Origin of the sequence: Micromonospora sp. CA-263727 (assembly GCF_050942455.1) — a bacterium.
GTDB lineage: Bacteria > Actinomycetota > Actinomycetes > Mycobacteriales > Micromonosporaceae > Micromonospora.
Genome location: NZ_CP192031.1, coordinates 3,750,376 through 3,764,682, shown reverse-complemented (window position 1 = coordinate 3,764,682; position 14,307 = coordinate 3,750,376). Strand labels below are relative to the sequence as shown.

10 protein-coding genes and 1 pseudogene are annotated in these 14,307 nt (G+C 72.7%); 7 read left to right on the top strand and 4 right to left on the bottom strand.

Annotation, left to right across the window (positions count from 1 at the left end):
• The first annotated feature begins 41 nt into the window (after positions 1–41).
• Together ACQPYA_RS16535 and ACQPYA_RS16530 are read left to right on the top strand one after the other, a co-directional pair.
• Entirely contained in the window at positions 42–929 is an 888-nt protein-coding gene (locus ACQPYA_RS16535) for an arylamine N-acetyltransferase family protein (protein WP_433527979.1), read from the top strand.
• A gap of 5 nt (positions 930–934) precedes the next feature.
• Positions 935–1,504 carry an NADPH-dependent FMN reductase gene (locus ACQPYA_RS16530; protein ID WP_433527978.1) on the top strand — a complete coding sequence of 190 codons (570 nt, stop codon included), beginning with the start codon at positions 935–937 and terminating at the stop codon, positions 1,502–1,504.
• A 13-nt stretch (positions 1,505–1,517) separates the two neighbouring features.
• Here ACQPYA_RS16530 and ACQPYA_RS16525 read toward each other — a convergent pair whose 3' ends face one another.
• Together ACQPYA_RS16525 and ACQPYA_RS16520 are read right to left on the bottom strand one after the other, a co-directional pair.
• Positions 1,518–2,402 carry a pentapeptide repeat-containing protein gene (locus tag ACQPYA_RS16525; protein WP_433533516.1) on the bottom strand — a complete coding sequence of 295 codons (885 nt, stop codon included), beginning with the start codon at positions 2,400–2,402 and terminating at the stop codon, positions 1,518–1,520.
• Positions 2,403–2,549: 147 nt separating this feature from the next.
• Positions 2,550–3,275, bottom strand: a pseudogene (locus ACQPYA_RS16520) (fructosamine kinase family protein); the annotation flags it as partial.
• A 159-nt stretch (positions 3,276–3,434) separates the two neighbouring features.
• Between ACQPYA_RS16520 and ACQPYA_RS16515 the strand changes: the two are divergent.
• Positions 3,435–3,932 (top strand): YcxB family protein, encoded by a 498-nt coding sequence (locus tag ACQPYA_RS16515; protein ID WP_433527977.1) that lies wholly within the window; start codon positions 3,435–3,437, stop codon positions 3,930–3,932.
• 57 nt (positions 3,933–3,989) lie between these two features.
• On the opposite strand, the gene ACQPYA_RS16510 is transcribed toward ACQPYA_RS16515, so the two are convergent.
• Both ACQPYA_RS16510 and ACQPYA_RS16505 read right to left on the bottom strand, forming a co-directional pair.
• On the bottom strand, positions 3,990–4,916 hold the full coding sequence (locus ACQPYA_RS16510) for a hypothetical protein (protein WP_433527976.1): 927 nt from the start codon (positions 4,914–4,916) through the stop codon (positions 3,990–3,992).
• 102 nt (positions 4,917–5,018) lie between these two features.
• A complete protein-coding gene (locus ACQPYA_RS16505) occupies positions 5,019–6,041 on the bottom strand; it encodes an NAD(P)-binding domain-containing protein (protein ID WP_433527975.1) in 1,023 nt (340 codons plus the stop codon).
• Here ACQPYA_RS16505 and ACQPYA_RS16500 point away from each other — a divergent pair.
• The 4 genes from ACQPYA_RS16500 (at position 6,013) to ACQPYA_RS16485 (ending at position 14,306) form a co-directional block, all read left to right on the top strand.
• Entirely contained in the window at positions 6,013–6,330 is a 318-nt protein-coding gene (locus ACQPYA_RS16500; RefSeq protein ID WP_433527974.1) for a hypothetical protein, read from the top strand. The two genes, ACQPYA_RS16505 and ACQPYA_RS16500, sit on opposite strands and share 29 nt — an antisense overlap.
• Before the next feature lie 580 nt (positions 6,331–6,910).
• On the top strand, positions 6,911–7,081 hold the full coding sequence (locus ACQPYA_RS16495) for a hypothetical protein (protein WP_433527973.1): 171 nt from the start codon (positions 6,911–6,913) through the stop codon (positions 7,079–7,081).
• A complete protein-coding gene (locus ACQPYA_RS16490) occupies positions 7,078–7,554 on the top strand; it encodes a flavodoxin family protein (RefSeq protein WP_433527972.1) in 477 nt (158 codons plus the stop codon). The genes ACQPYA_RS16495 and ACQPYA_RS16490 overlap by 4 nt, the downstream gene beginning before the upstream one ends.
• 41 nt (positions 7,555–7,595) lie before the next feature.
• The gene (locus ACQPYA_RS16485) at positions 7,596–14,306 is read left to right on the top strand and encodes an SDR family NAD(P)-dependent oxidoreductase (protein WP_433527971.1); all 6,711 of its coding nucleotides are present in this window, start codon (positions 7,596–7,598) and stop codon (positions 14,304–14,306) included.
• Position 14,307: the final 1 nt, after the last annotated feature.

Genomic DNA, 14,307 nt, shown 5'->3' with positions numbered 1-14,307 from the left:
GGTCTTGCGGTGTAAGCGTTTCCACATCGTACGGTCCCGACATGCAGAGCACGATCGGCGAGCCGGTGGGGATCGCGGCCGGCGGGCCGGACGACGGGTGGCAGCGGGAACCGCTCGACCTGCCCGGATACCTGACCCGGATCGGCTACCGGGCGGGCACCGAGGTGACCGTGCCGACCCTGACCGCGCTGCACCGGGCACACGTGGCGGCGATCCCGTTCGAGAACCTCGACATCCCGCTGGGCCGGGGCGTCAGCGTCGACCTGGCCGCGATCGGGGCCAAGCTGGTCGGGCAGCGGCGCGGCGGCTACTGCTTCGAGCACGGTCTGCTCTTCGCGGCGGTGCTGGAACGCCTCGGCTTCGCCGTCACCCGCACCCTCACCCGTACCGGCGACCCGGCCGTGCACCCCCGTCCCCGCTCGCATCTGGTGGTGCGGGTCCAGTTCGGCGACGCCGTGTGGCTGGCCGACCCGGGGTTCGGTGCCGGGCTGCTCGAACCGGTGCCGTTGACCCACGCGCAGGTGCACCGGCAGGGGCGGTGGCGGTTGCGCACGTGGCGCGGCGACGACGGCGGCTGGCGGCTCCAGCAGCACCGGCCCGACGGCTGGGAGACCCTCTACACGCTGGTCGACGAGGTGACGTACCCGGTCGACGTGGCAGGCGCCAACCATCTCACCGCGACCAGTCCCGGCTCCCCGTTCGTCGGTCGGCTCGTCGTGGTGCGCAAGGACGACGACCAGGTCCGGCGGCTGATCGGTCGGGATTACACCGTCGAGCCGGCCGAGGGCGCCAGCGTCACCCGTACCGTCGCCGACGTCGCGCTGGGCGAGGTGCTCGCCGCGCTGGGCGTCCACCTCTGCCCGGCGGACCTCGCGGCGTTGTCCCCGCCGGCCGCGGCACCGACCATCGCATCCCGTACCGAGAGGTGATCCACGTGTCCGACGTCCCGATCCGGCTGGCGGTGATCATCGGTAGCGTCCGCGCCGAGCGGGTGGCGCCGCAGGTCGCCGACTGGCTGCTCGCCCACCTGAAATGCCACACCGACCTCGACCTCGACCTGATCGACCTGGCTGGGTTGGCGCTGCCGCCGAGCCAGGACGGCAGCGGCGACGCGCCCGCCTTCGCCGACCGCGTCCGCCAGGCCGACGCCTACCTGGTGCTCACCCCCGAGTACAACCACGGGTACCCGGGGCCGTTGAAGACCGCGATCGACGGCGCGAACCAGCAGTGGTGGGCCAAGCCGGTGGGTTTCGTCTGCTATGGCGGCTCCTCCGGTGGGCTGCGCGCGGTCGAACAGTTGCGCCTGGTCTTCGCCGAACTGCACGCCGTCACGCTGCGGCACACGGTCGCCTTCGCCAATGTGTGGGAGCACTTCGACGGCGCAGGTGGCGGTCCGCGTGACCCGCAGCGGGCCGAACAGGCGCTCGGCACCCTCCTCGCCGGGCTGCGCTGGTGGGCGACGGCGCTCCGCACGGCACGCGCCGTGGCGCCGTACCCCGGCTGACGATCGCCCGCCGCTACGACGGGGGGTGGCGGGCAACGTGCCGGCCCGGCGGCGGTCGCCGCGACGGCCGGTGCGCAGCGAGCGGCAGCGCCGACCAGTGGGCCGGGCGGCGGAGCCGGGCCGGCAGTCGGGTGCGGCGGTCGCCACGGGCGGCGTCGACCTGTGACTGGTGCAGGAACAGGGCACCGGACAGGTCGGCGCCGCGCAGGTCGGCGGCCCGCAGGTCGGCGCCGGTGAGGTCGGCCCGGGTCAGCTCCACGCCGCGCAGGTCGGCCCCGATCAGCAGGGCGCCGCGCAGGTTCGCCCCGCGCAGGTCGATGCGGCGCAGGTCGCGGCCGACCAGGGCGGCCCCACGGTGGTCGGCCCCGGCGCCGCCGTCGCGCGCCCGGGCCAGGTCACCGGTACGCGACAGCAGCGCGTTGACTCTGCCACGGTGCGCGTCGACGTCGAGTGAGAGCAGTGTCCGGGCGCTGCCGGAGGCCAGCCGATCGGTCTCGGCGAGCGCGGCGGACAGTTCTTCACGCAGCTCGACCGGCGGGCGCAGGGCGAGCGCCTCGGTCAGATACCAGAGCAGCTCGTGCAGTGGACGCATCGCCGCGAAGACGTCGAACATCTGCCGGGCGGTCTGCGGCGCGGCCCGCCAGTCCCGCCCGCCGAAGGTCTGCTGGGCGACCCGCTGTCCCGCGCCGAAGCAGTCGAAGACGGTACAGCCCGGAAAGCCCCGGTCGCGGAGTTCGGCGTGGATGCCGCAGCCGAAGTCGGGAAGCAGGTTGCGGCACGGCTGCCCGGCGGGCTTGTCGAGCGCGAAGTCGGCCGACGCGGCGAAGGCGGGGGCGACGCAGCAGAGCCCGAAGCACCGCGCACAGTCCGCGCGCAACCCGGCCTCCGAAGGCACCATGCGCGAGGTTCCGGTGGTCAGCCCTCCGGCCTCTGCTCGGGCCCGCGTCCGGAACGGGGCAAGGGTGGCACGGATCCGGTCGGCCGCGCCCCAGTCGTCGTCGAACTGGGCCAGCACGGCGAGATGCTGTCGCAGTTGAACAATCGGCACGCGGGCCCGCCAGTCGTCGTCGAGGGCGGTCAGCTCCGCGTAGACCTCGAAGAACCGGTGCGCCTCGGGCGGTGGCGAGGTGGACCACACGTGGGCGAGGTCGACCTCGGCCCACATGTAGGACACGGCCGGGTCGATCACCGCGGGCTGCCCGTCCGGGGTGGCCAGGATGTTCTGTGCCCACAGGTCGCCGTGCGTCAGACAGGCCGGTCGGTCCGGCAGCAGGTCGGGCAGGCGTTGGCACAGGCGCTCCAACGCCGCCCGGTCTGCCGGGTCGAGTGCCGCCTCGACGCGGGGCTCCCCGAGCCATCGAAGCAGCCGGTGCTCTGTGAAGAAGGCAAAGCCGTCGTCCTCCCAGGTATTGGTCTGCCGGCGGCGGCCCAGCCAGTTGTCGCGGTGCCAACCGAAGCGCGGGTGGGTCGTGCTGGTGTGCAGGCGGGCCAGCGCATGCGCGAACTGCTCCCAGAAGGTCTCGCAGCGCGGTCTCGGCCGCAGCAGCGACAACACGAGCAGTTCCCGGTCCGCCAGGATCACCTCGGGTGTCGTCACGCCGCCGAACTCGCGCAGGGCGGCCAGCCCCTCGGCCTCCGCGACGAAGACCTCGTCGGCCGGCGCGTCGACGAGGGCCTTGACGAACACCGATGGCGCGTCCCGGCGGGTGGCGATGCCCGCGAGCGCCGCGACCCCACCCGTGGCCGGCTCCACTGCGACGACATCCCGCATCCCGGCCCGGAGCAGGCTCTCCAGCAGGAACGTCGTCGAACGCGTCACGACGGATCCCTCTTGTCCGGGGGCGCTTGTCCGCCAGATTCTATGCGCTGTTCCGGCCAGCGGGGCGCGAGTCAGGCGCTGCCCGGAGACGGGTGGGACTATCGTTCTGGCGTGCACATCCGTTTTGCCGTACCAGCCGATCCCGCCTACCCGGGCCGGGTGGCCGCTGCGCTCAGCAGCGGTCAGCTGCGCAGGTACGGACTTGTCGGCGCGGTGCTGACGGCGGTCGGGGCGATCGGTTTCGCCGTCTCCCGACGCCACGCGTGGGGCGAGCAGATCTCGCCGCTGTGGATGGCGATGGTCGTGGGTGGCCTGCTGGCGATGCTGTACTGGCCGTGGGTACGGCTGCGCGCCCGACGCCGCTCCGGTCGCTACGCGGTCGAGGGCGCCTACGACATCACCGACGACAACATCATGATGCGTAGCGGCTCGGAGTCCGGCGGCATCGCCTGGGACGGGGTCGCCCAGGTCAGGGACACCCCGGAGTTCTGGATCGTGTACGTCGGCCGGATGCCGGCAACCGTGATCCCACGTCGCCTGATGTCGGCTGAGGACGCCGAGACGTTGCGAGCCTTCATGGCCGAACGTGGGCTGCTCCAGCCGCGGTGACCGCACCTGCCACCGGCCGGGCGTCATGATATGTGTGACGGGAGAGCGGCATCGGTGTCACCTGCGGCGGGATTTCCTCGGCGTGTCCCGACGCGTCGGCGACGAGTCCCGGCTGGTGTCTGACGCCGCTGAGATGGACCGCGTGACTGTCGTCATGGCTGCGGCGCGCGCCGTTGACCTGAGGTTGACTGCCGGTTCGCGCGCCTGCCATTCTCCGGGGCCGTTCTGCTGCGGAGACGGCGTCGCCGAGGCGACGGGACGGTGCCCCATGAACTCGCCGCCGAACGCGGGCTGCGGGGGCGGACCAAACGACTGGTTGGTGGGTCGAGGCGGGTACTGGTCGGCGATCCGGTCAGCCGCCACGATGATCTCTGCGAGACTCTGCATCTCCCGGGGGTCTTTCTGGTAGAGCTGTTGCAGGTCCCGGTTGTGGGCGACGAGGTACGCGGCGGCGATGGCGCTTTCGACGACACGCTTCTCATACGCGTCCGGTTCTGCGGTGGCGAGCACCTCCTTCCACCTCTCCACCTGTTCAGAGGTGAGCGAGCGCCGCCGGTGCTCGCTGGCCGCCGAATACTCCCCACGGTTGTCGGGCGCCGAGTATTGCCCGCGGTGATCGGCTGCCCCGTACTGCCCGCGGTGATCGGGCGCCGGGTAATCTCCACGGTGATCGGCCGTCGGCGCCGCCTCACGGCCCTCGCTCCTGCGGAACCGCCGCAAGAGCCAGTTCAACGCGACGCGCGCCGGCCCGAACCAGCCCTCCTTCAGGCGGTCGTTGACCAGGGCGGCCGTGCCGGCGCGGATCTGCCTCGTCTGGGCCCTGGTGTTCGGCGCCTTCAGCCCGCCGGCCAGCCCGCGACCGGCCCGGCGATCCGCGCGATTGTTGTCTATGGCGACACGGAAGTCCCTGTCCAGCGCCTGCTGGACACGGCGCAGCGTGCTGTTGGAGATCCCGCTCGGCAACTCCCACTCTTGTTCTGGCATGCCTCCTTGACGCGCGGGCCGACCGTGCGGTTCACGTCCCCGAGCACAATCATGTGTCGGGAGGGATCCGAGCCCGGAGGCGTGGGCTGGGGCAACTTGCGATCACGCCGGCGACTCCTTCGCTCCCTGCACGTGCGCGAAGAGGCGGGCAACCGCAGTTGCCTGCTTGCGGGCACAACGCATCGAGGCGCCCCCGCAGCCGTCGCCGTCGTAGTTCAGGGCGGCGATCCGATGGCGTGGGGAGAGACGCATGCCCTTGGTCCCGGCCCGATCCGGGGCGGGGAAGTCGAGGCCGACCGGTGACGCGTACCCGGTCGCAGCGATGATGTGGTCGAATTTCTGAACACTCCCGTCGGAGAACTCAACTCGATCTCCATCGACCTGGAGGGCACGGATCGGCATGATCGTGCAGTGGGTCGAGACCGTGGCAGGGCTCTTGGTGATCACGAATCCGCGCGGCGGTTCACCTCTCGTGGAATATCGCACGCACGTCCCCAGCATGGCGAGGGGGGAGTGCCGGGATATCAGTCGCACCCTGCGCCCGGTGCACCACGAGAGTCGGATGTCGGGCCGATCCTCGATGATCTCCTCGCAGATCTCCACCCCGCTCTGTCCGCCGCCGACCACGAGGACCGACTGGTCGGGTTCGATGCGCGACAGGTCATGCAGGGTGGCGGCGTGGTAGCAGTTGTCCCCCGTCCGATCGATTGGGATGTGCGGGGCCCCGTAGTGACCCGTCGCAACGACGACGAATGCGTACGCTGTCTCGCCGTGAGAGGTCGACACGCACACGTGTGAGTCGTGCTCCACGACACTGTCGACGCGGGTGAGGAAACGTCTCTGCTGGAGGTCGGCACGCTCGTCGGACCAGGACCTCAGGAGGGCGCGAAACTCCTGAACCGTCACGGTTGGCTTCATTCTGAGTTCGGGGGCGATGCACCACCCCGGATTCACCAGCTCGGTGCTTTCGCGGGTCTTGCCCCACGGCATGGGCTGCCAGATTCCACCCGGTTCCGGATCCGACGAGTACCAGTCTACAAAGGTCCCCCGGCGCGTGAGTTCGCGGACCGCCTGGATGCCGAAGATGCCGCTTCCGATGACGGCGCAGTTGTTATCCGTTGCCATGCGATCGAACTTCCCTTCCGGGGGACTGACCTGGCAGGCGCTCGTCTCGATCCAGCGACCGCACCTGGGCCAGCAGATCGGGGTGACGGTAGATGAAGGTGCGGTGCACCCGGGCGATGCGCGCGACACGGCTGATGGTGGTGTCACCGCCGTGGGTCGCAACGTGCTGGAGGGCATCGAGAACGCGTTGCCGGCGGCGGATCGAGTCGGCCTGCCGGGCGGCGGCCAGGGCGACGGCGTTCTCCGGGGTCGGGGTGGACGAACCGCTCATAACGACCGCCCGATCTGAGTGGTGGACGCTCGTGGCCGAGTGAAGCGGTGGGCCGAGCGTGTCATGGTGACCTTCCTCAAGAGTCGGCTCGATGGATGCGTCTCCATGATTTCCCCCGGCGCGCTGTGGCCGCAGGGCCCATCGGTCCACTGTCGAGGGTCCTTCGGCCGGTCGCCCCGCATGATCGGGTCGCGTGGCCGGATCGTCTTTAGTGGTGGGTGCCTCGGACGTTCGGATGGCCCGGATCGGCTGTCGGTCAGTTCAATATCCGCTGAGCGGGTGGATTCCGACAGGAGATGATCTTGTTGCGCATGTTGCACACGCGCTTCGTGACGCGACAGTGACAATGCGTACGAGCAGCGGGAATGGACGTTCCGCATGCGGTCGACTACAGCCCGTAGCGGCGTCGGTGTCGCTCCCGATGCGTTGACACCGCCTTTCGCGCGGTCGACAGTCACATCAACGGGGATGCAACTGGCATCCGAGGACGCCGGTCCTGAGTGGACTGGGGGTTGGGGCGTCTCGGACTCGCGGTCGTTGGTCGTGAGCGCCTGCCGTCGCTCCTGTCGCTGATCACCCCTCGCTCGCAGAAGGTGCGATGGACACGCTTGACGATGTTTTCCGGCACGCGCACGCCTGGAACAGCTGGATCCTGCATCTGCCGTTGGTCGTGTTCGGCACGCTCGTCGCCGTCGGCGCGGCCGAGCTGCTCCGGCGGCGTTCGTCGCAGGCCCGGCACCCGATGTCCCGCAGCGAGGAGTCGAGATGAACGTCCTGATCGTCACCGAGTCGTGCTTCGGCAACACGTCCCGGGTCGCCGACGCGGTGGCCGCCGGACTCCGGTCCACGGGTGCCGAGGTGATCGTCGCCGAGGCCGCCTCCGCGCCCACGCTCGACGGCGTGGACCTGCTGCTGGTCGGCGCGCCCACGCACAACATGGGCCTTCCCGGGCCGGCGTCGCGCAGGCAGGCCGCGACGAGAGGTGGCAACCCGGCCGCCACCGGCGTGGCGGAGTGGCTGGACCGGCTGCCCACCGGGTTCAGCGGCCGCGCCGCCACCTTCGACACCGTCACCGGGACGGGGTTCTTCGCCGGCTCCGCCGCCAAGGGCATCCAGAAGCGGCTCCGCCGCCACCGGGTGGACGTGGTCGCCCGGGAGAGTTTCGTCGTCACGGCGACCGAAGGCCCGCTGGCCGACGGCGAACTGGACCGCGCCGAACTGTGGGGCGCCGCCCTGGCCTGACCGCGGCGGCCCGGTGGACCCCGCGAGAAGTGGAGTGTGTGATGGCAGCAGCGTCCTCGGACGAGACGCTCGTCGATCGCTTCCGTACCGTCCTGCGCCGCCGTTCCGACCTGCCCTGCTACCGGTTCCTGGTCGACGGCGAGGGCCCGGCGCAGGTCCTCACCGGCGCCGCCCTCGACCGCCGGGCCCGCGCCATCGCGGTCGCGTTGCGCGAGCGTACGACGAAGGGCGACCGGACGCTGATCCTCTGCCCGCCCGGGCTCGACTACGTGGCGGCGTTCTTCGGCTGCCTCTACGCGGGCGTCGTGCCGGTCCCGGCCTACCCACCGGACCCGGGCCTGCTCGCCCGGATGCTGCCCCGTCTGGCCGGTGTGCTCCGCGACGCCGCTCCGGCGGCCGTTCTCGCCCCGGCCGCGGACGCCGGGATCAGTGAGCACCTTGTCGCCCTCGTCCCGGAGGCGGGCAGGCTGCCGTGGATCGCGGTGGACGAAGTGGACGACGCCATGGCGGGGCAGTGGCGACATCCGGGGGTGCGCGGCGACGACCTGGCCCTGCTCCAGTACACGTCCGGTTCCACCGGAAGCCCCAAGGGCGTCATGCTCAGTCACGCCAATCTGCTCGCCAACCTGGCCGCCATCGACGACCGGTTCTTCGACGCCGACGATCGGGACCCGAGCTGCGTGATCTGGCTACCGCCGTACCACGACATGGGCCTCATCGGCGGGCTGCTGGAACCGGCCTACCGAGGGCTTCCGGTGACCTTCATGTCGCCCCTGGCCTTCCTGAAACGGCCCGCCCGGTGGCTGCGCGCGGTCGCCGACCTGCGGGCCACGCATGCCGGCGGACCCAACTTCGCCTACGACCTGTGCGTCGCGAAGATCCCTGAGTCTGAGCGTGCCGAGCTCGACCTCAGCAACTGGCAGGTCGCCTTCTCCGGCGCGGAGCCGGTCCGGGCCGCGACGCTGGACCGATTCGCCCACGCCTTCGCCCCCAGCGGCTTCCGCCGCGCCGCGTTCTACCCCTGCTACGGGATGGCCGAGGCGTCGCTGCTGGTCACCGGTGGGACGCGCGCCTCCGAGCCGTCGCTGCTGCGGGTCCGGGCCGACGCGCTGCAACGGAACCGGATCGAACTGGCCGAGGCCGGCGCCGCCGCCCGGACCCTCGTCGGCTGCGGTCCGGTCATCGCCGGGCACCGGCTCGTGGTGACCGCCCCCGACGAACGGACACCACTGCCGGAACGCCGGGTGGGCGAGATCTGGGTGGCCGGACCGAGCGTCGCGCGCGGCTTCTGGGGCCGCCCCGAAGAGACTGCCGAACGGCTCGGCGCCCAGCTCGCCGACGGCGGCGGCCCGTTCCTGCGCACCGGCGATCTCGGTTTCCTCGACGACGGCCAGCTCTACGTGACCGGCCGGATCAAGGACCTCGTGATCATCGCCGGCCGGAACCACTACCCGCAGGACATCGAGCGCACCGTGGAGGAGGCCCATCCGGCACTGCGCCGCAGCGCCGGGATCGCCTTCTCGGTGGACTCCGGCGACGAGGAGCGGCTCGTCGTGGTGCAGGCGGTCAACGTCAGCGCCGCCCGCCTCGACGCCGGCGAGGTCTTCGCCGCCGTCCGGGCCGCGGTCGCCACGGAGCACGGGCTACAGGTCCACGACATCGTGCTGGTCAAGGCGGGCAGCATCCCGAAGACATCGAGCGGCAAGCTACAGCGGTTCGCCGGTAGGCAGGCATACCTGGACGGCTCGCTGACCGTCGTGGCGCGGTCGACCGGGGCGGCCGTACGCCTGAGCCGGGAACAGCTGGAGGAGCGGATCCTGCGGGAACTCGGCACGCGGCTGCGCCTCGATCCCGGGTCACTCGACCCGAAGCGTCCGATAGCGACCTACGGCCTCCAGTCGGTGGACCTGATCGGACTGGTCGGCGAGATGGAGCAGTGGTCCGGCCGGGCGCTGCCGGCCACCCTCGCCTGGGAGTACCCGACGGTCGAAGCCCTGGCCGCGTTCCTGGCCGGCGACCGGGCCGCGGCTGCCGAGCCGACGCCCGCACCACCGCGCACGCGAGGTCCGGAGCCGATCGCGGTGATCGGCATCGGCTGCCGCTTCCCCGGTGGCGCCGACACACCGCAGGAGTACTGGCGACTGCTCACCGAGGGCCGGGACGCCGTGACCGAGGTGCCCGCCGGCCGCTGGCGGGCCGAGGACTTCGACGCCAGCCGATGGGGTGGGTTCCTGCCCGGCGGCGTCGAGGGCTTCGACCCCGCCTTCTTCGGCATCTCCCCGCGCGAGGCCGCCCGGATGGATCCCCAGCAGCGCCTGCTCGCCGAGGTCGCCTGGGAGGCGCTGGAGGACGCGGGCATCGTGCCGGAACAGCTCGCCGGCTCGGCCACCGGGGTCTTCGTCGGCATCGCCACCAACGACTACGCGCACCTACAGTTCCAGCGACTCGACCGGATCGACGCGCACACAGGCACGGGCAACGCCCTCAGCATCGCCGCAAACCGCCTCTCCTACCTCTTCGACCTGCACGGGCCGAGCCTCGCCGTCGACACGGCCTGCTCGTCCTCGCTGGTCGCCGTGCAGCAGGCCTGCGCCAGCATCGCGCAGGGCGACTGCACCCTCGCCCTTGCCGGCGGGGTGAATCTCATCCTCTCCCCGGCGCTGGCCATCAACTTCACCCGGGCCGGCGCGATGGCCGGCGACGGGCGGTGCAAGCCCTTCGACTCGCGCGCCGACGGCTATGTCCGCGCCGAGGGCGCCGGCATCGTGGTGCTGAAGCCGCTCGCCCAGGCGGTGCGCGACGGCGACGCGATCTACGCCGTCATCCGCGGCGGCGCGGTCAACCAGGACGGCCGGACCAACGGGCTGATGGCGCCGAACCCGCACGCCCAGGAAGCGGTCATCCGCGCCGCGTACGCCCGGTCCGGCGTCGCGCCCGGCGACGTGCACTACGTCGAGGCGCACGGCACCGGCACGCTGCTCGGCGACCCGATCGAGGCGAAGGCGCTCGCCGCCGTCGTCTCCGCGCGCCGCGACCCCGCGCGACCCTGCCTGATCGGGTCGGTGAAGTCGAACCTCGGGCACCTGGAGGCCGCGGCGGGCATCGCCGGCCTGATCAAGGTGGCCCTGATGCTGCGTCATCGCCGCATCCCGGCCAGCCTGCACTTCCGCGAGCCGAACCCGCACGTCCCCTTCGAACAACTGGCGCTGCGGGTCGCGGACACCGCGCGGCCGTGGCCGACCGGCGACGGTCCGGCGCTGGCCGGTGTGAGCTCGTTCGGCTTCGGCGGCACCAACTGTCACCTGGTGCTCCAGGAGGCCCCGCCGGCCGCCCCGGCCGAACGGGCCGTCGCCGGCCGTACCCTCCTGCTCACCGTCTCGGCGTCCACCGACGCGGCGCTGCGCGAACTCGCCGCCCGGCATGCGGCCCGGCTGACCGAGCCCGGAGCCGAATCCGCCGTCGCGGCGTACTGCGCGGCCGCCGCGGTCCGGCGTACCCACCACGCAGCGCGACTGGCCTGTGTGGGCGGGTCGGCGGCCGAGCTGGGCGAGGCGCTCGCCGCCTTCGCCCGCGGCGCCGACCACCCCGGTCTGATCGCCGGCGTCCGATGGGCCGGCCGCCGGCCCCGGCCGGTGTTCGTCTTCGCCGGACAGGGCCCGCGCTGGTGGCCGCTGGCCGCCGATCTGCTGGACACCGAACCGGTCTTCCGGGAGGCGCTGCGCCGCTGCGACGCCGCGCTGCGCCGGCACGTCGACTGGTCGCTGGTCGAGCAGCTCACCGTCGCGCCGGAGCGGTCCCGGCTCGCCGACCCGGGTGTGGTGCAGCCGGCCACCTGCGCGCTCCAGATCGCGCTCGCCACCCTGTGGCGGTCCTGGGGCGTCGAGCCGGCCGCGGTGGTCGGGCACAGCGTCGGCGAGATCGCCGCGGCGCACGTCGCCGGTGCCCTCGGCCTGGACGACGCCCTTCGGGTCGCCGTGCACCGCGGCCGGGTGATCCGCACGGTGATCGGACGCGGCAAGATGGCCGTCGTCGGGGCGTCCTACGACGAGACCCGGAACATCCTGGCCCGGCTCGACGACGGTCTCGTCTCGGCGGCCGCCGGGAACGGCCCCACCTCGACGGTCATCTCCGGCGAGACCGCGGCGGTGGAGCGACTGGCCAACCTCCTGGACGCGGAGGGCGTCTTCTGCCGGGTCCTGGAATCCGTCGACTACGCCTCACACAGCCCGCAGATGGAGCCGTTGCAGACCGTGCTGCGCGACGCGCTGGCCGGCCTCGCCCCGGGGCCGGCCACCCGTACCCTGGTCTCCACCGTCACCGGCGAGCCGGTCGACGGGTCCGCCATGGACGCCGGCTACTGGGCGACGAACCTGCGTCAGCCGGTGCTGTTCGACCGTGCCGTGGACAACCTGCTGGCGACCGGGCACGACACCTTCGTCGAGATCTCCGGCCACCCGATGCTCGTCGGCGCACTCGCCGAGAAGCTCGACCTCCGCGAGCAGCCCGGCACGGTGGTCGCCTCACTGCACCGCGACCAGCCGGGCCGCGCCGCGCTGCTCGGCGAGCTCGCCGGGCTCTACTGCGCCGGCCTGCCGGTCGACTGGACCCGTCTGTACGGCGCGGTTCCACCGGTGGTGTCCCTGCCGCCCTACCCGTGGCAACGGGAACGCTGCTGGGTGGAGCACGAGGCCGCCGTCCCGCCGGCCGACCACACGCTCTGGCAGGCGGTGGAGGACGGTGACCTGGACACGCTGCACGGGGTGCTGGGACTTGCCGACACGGCCCAGCGCGCCGCCCTCGCCACCGTGCTTCCCGCCCTGGCCGCCTGGCGTCGGGCGGCGCGCGACCGTGCCGACGCCCGGTCCTGGCGCTACCGCGTCACCTGGACGCCGCTGCCGGTGACCGGGGCGACGCCGCTGTCCGGCACCTGGCTGCTGGTCACCCCGGGCACCCCGGCCGGCGCCGACCTCGCCGACGCGGTTCGCGCGGCGCTCGCCGGGCAGGGCGGGGTCGTCGTCGAGGTGCCGGTCGCGGGCGCGGAGCGGGCGTCGCTCGCCGCGGCACTGCGGCGTTCGCCCGAGCCGCCCCGCGGCGTGGTGTCCCTGCTGGCCGTCACGGACGCGCCGTTGCCCGACAGCGCCGCCCGGACCCTCGCCCTGGCACAGGCCCTGGTCGACGCCGCGGTGACCGCTCCGCTGTGGCTGATCACGCGGGGCGGCGTGTCCACCGGTCCGGCCGACCCGGTCGAGCACCCGGCGCAGGCGCTCGCCTGGGGACTGGGCCGGGTGATCGGCCTGGAACACCCGCAGCGGTGGGGCGGGCTGATCGACGTCGGCGGCACGCTCGACGGGACCGCCGTGGAGCGACTGGCCGTGGCGTTGGGCGGCCCGGCGGACGAGGACCAGCTCGCGGTGCGGCCGGCCGGGCTCTTCGCCCGCCGGCTGGTGCGCTCGGCCACCGGCGAGCCGGCCCCGCCGGCCCACCGACCCCGTGGGACGGTGCTCATCACCGGTGGTACCGGCACGCTCGGCGCCGAGCTGGCCCGTTGGCTCGCCCGCGCCGGCGCCGAACACCTGGTGCTCACCAGCCGGCGCGGCCCGGCCGCGCCCGGCGTCGCGGACCTGGAGACCGAGCTGGCCGCGCTCGGTGCCCGGGTCACCGTGGCCGCCTGCGACCTGGCCGACCGGGCGGCACTCGCCGCGCTGCTCGACCGGTTGTCCACCGGCGGCGACCCGGTCCGCTCCGTGTTCCACGTCGCGGGCGACGTCTCGCTGGTCCGGCCGCTCACCGAGACCACCGCGGCCGACCTGCGACACGTCGTCGCGGGAAAGGACGTCGGCGCGCTGCACCTGCACGAGCTGCTGGCCGGCCCGCTCGACGCCTTCGTCCTGTTCTCCTCGATCACCGGGGTGTGGGGCAGCGGGCACCAAGGTGCCTACTCCGCCGCGAACGCCTACCTCGACGCGCTCGCCGAACACCGTCACGCTCGGGGACTGCCGGCGCTGTCGGTGCAATGGGGCCCATGGGCGGCCGGGCAGGCCCATGACGCGCACGAAGACGAGCTGGCCCGCCGCGGCCTGCGGCTGATGCCGGTCGAGCCGGCCCTGGCCGAGCTGGACCGCGCGCTCGGTACGGACCGGCCCACCACCGTGGTGGCTGACGTGGACTGGTCGCTGTTCACCCCCGCGTACGCCGCCGCGCGGCCCCGGCCCCTGCTGCGCGAGCTGCCCGAGGCGCAGCAGGATCTGCCGCCGGCCGGGCCGGCGCCGGTCGCGGAAGGAAAGCGGCGCGACGACCTGCACCGGGCGCTGCTCGCGGTGCAGCCGGGCCGCCGCCGCCGCGATCTGCTCGTCAGCCGTTGCCGTGAAGAGGTCGGCCGCGTGCTGAAGCTGGACCCCGAGCGGGTGGACACCACCGTCCCACTCGCCGGCATGGGCTTCGACTCACTGCTCTCGCTGGAATTGCGGAGACGACTGGAGACTCTCGTCGGCGCGCCGCTGCCGGCCACGCTCGCCTGGCGATACCCCACCGTGGACGCGCTCGCGCCGTTCCTCGCCGAGCAGATGGGGATACCCCTGGAGGCGGCGCTCGTCGACGACGCCACGCCGCCCGCACCGCCAGTGCCGCCCGCAGCGTCCGAGCCCGTCCTCGACGTCGCGGCGCTGAGCGACAGCGACGTCGAGGCGCTACTCCTGGAACGCCTCCAGGCCATCGAGGGGACCCGCCATGACACCGCCGACGAAAGAGCCTGAG

What these genes read in the sequence shown, in the direction of transcription:
- ACQPYA_RS16535 (WP_433527979.1), top strand. Translation starts at nt 42, where the DNA reads ATGCAGAGCACGATCGGCGAGCCGGTGGGGATCGCGGCCGGCGGGCCG.
- ACQPYA_RS16525 (WP_433533516.1), bottom strand. Translation starts at nt 2,402, where the DNA reads ATGGTGCCTTCGGAGGCCGGGTTGCGCGCGGACTGTGCGCGGTGCTTC.
- ACQPYA_RS16510 (WP_433527976.1), bottom strand. Translation starts at nt 4,916, where the DNA reads ATGCCAGAACAAGAGTGGGAGTTGCCGAGCGGGATCTCCAACAGCACG.
- ACQPYA_RS16500 (WP_433527974.1), top strand. Translation starts at nt 6,013, where the DNA reads ATGACGGCGCAGTTGTTATCCGTTGCCATGCGATCGAACTTCCCTTCC.
- ACQPYA_RS16505 (WP_433527975.1), bottom strand. Translation starts at nt 6,041, where the DNA reads ATGGCAACGGATAACAACTGCGCCGTCATCGGAAGCGGCATCTTCGGC.
- ACQPYA_RS16495 (WP_433527973.1), top strand. Translation starts at nt 6,911, where the DNA reads ATGGACACGCTTGACGATGTTTTCCGGCACGCGCACGCCTGGAACAGC.
- ACQPYA_RS16490 (WP_433527972.1), top strand. Translation starts at nt 7,078, where the DNA reads ATGAACGTCCTGATCGTCACCGAGTCGTGCTTCGGCAACACGTCCCGG.
- ACQPYA_RS16485 (WP_433527971.1), top strand. Translation starts at nt 7,596, where the DNA reads ATGGCAGCAGCGTCCTCGGACGAGACGCTCGTCGATCGCTTCCGTACC.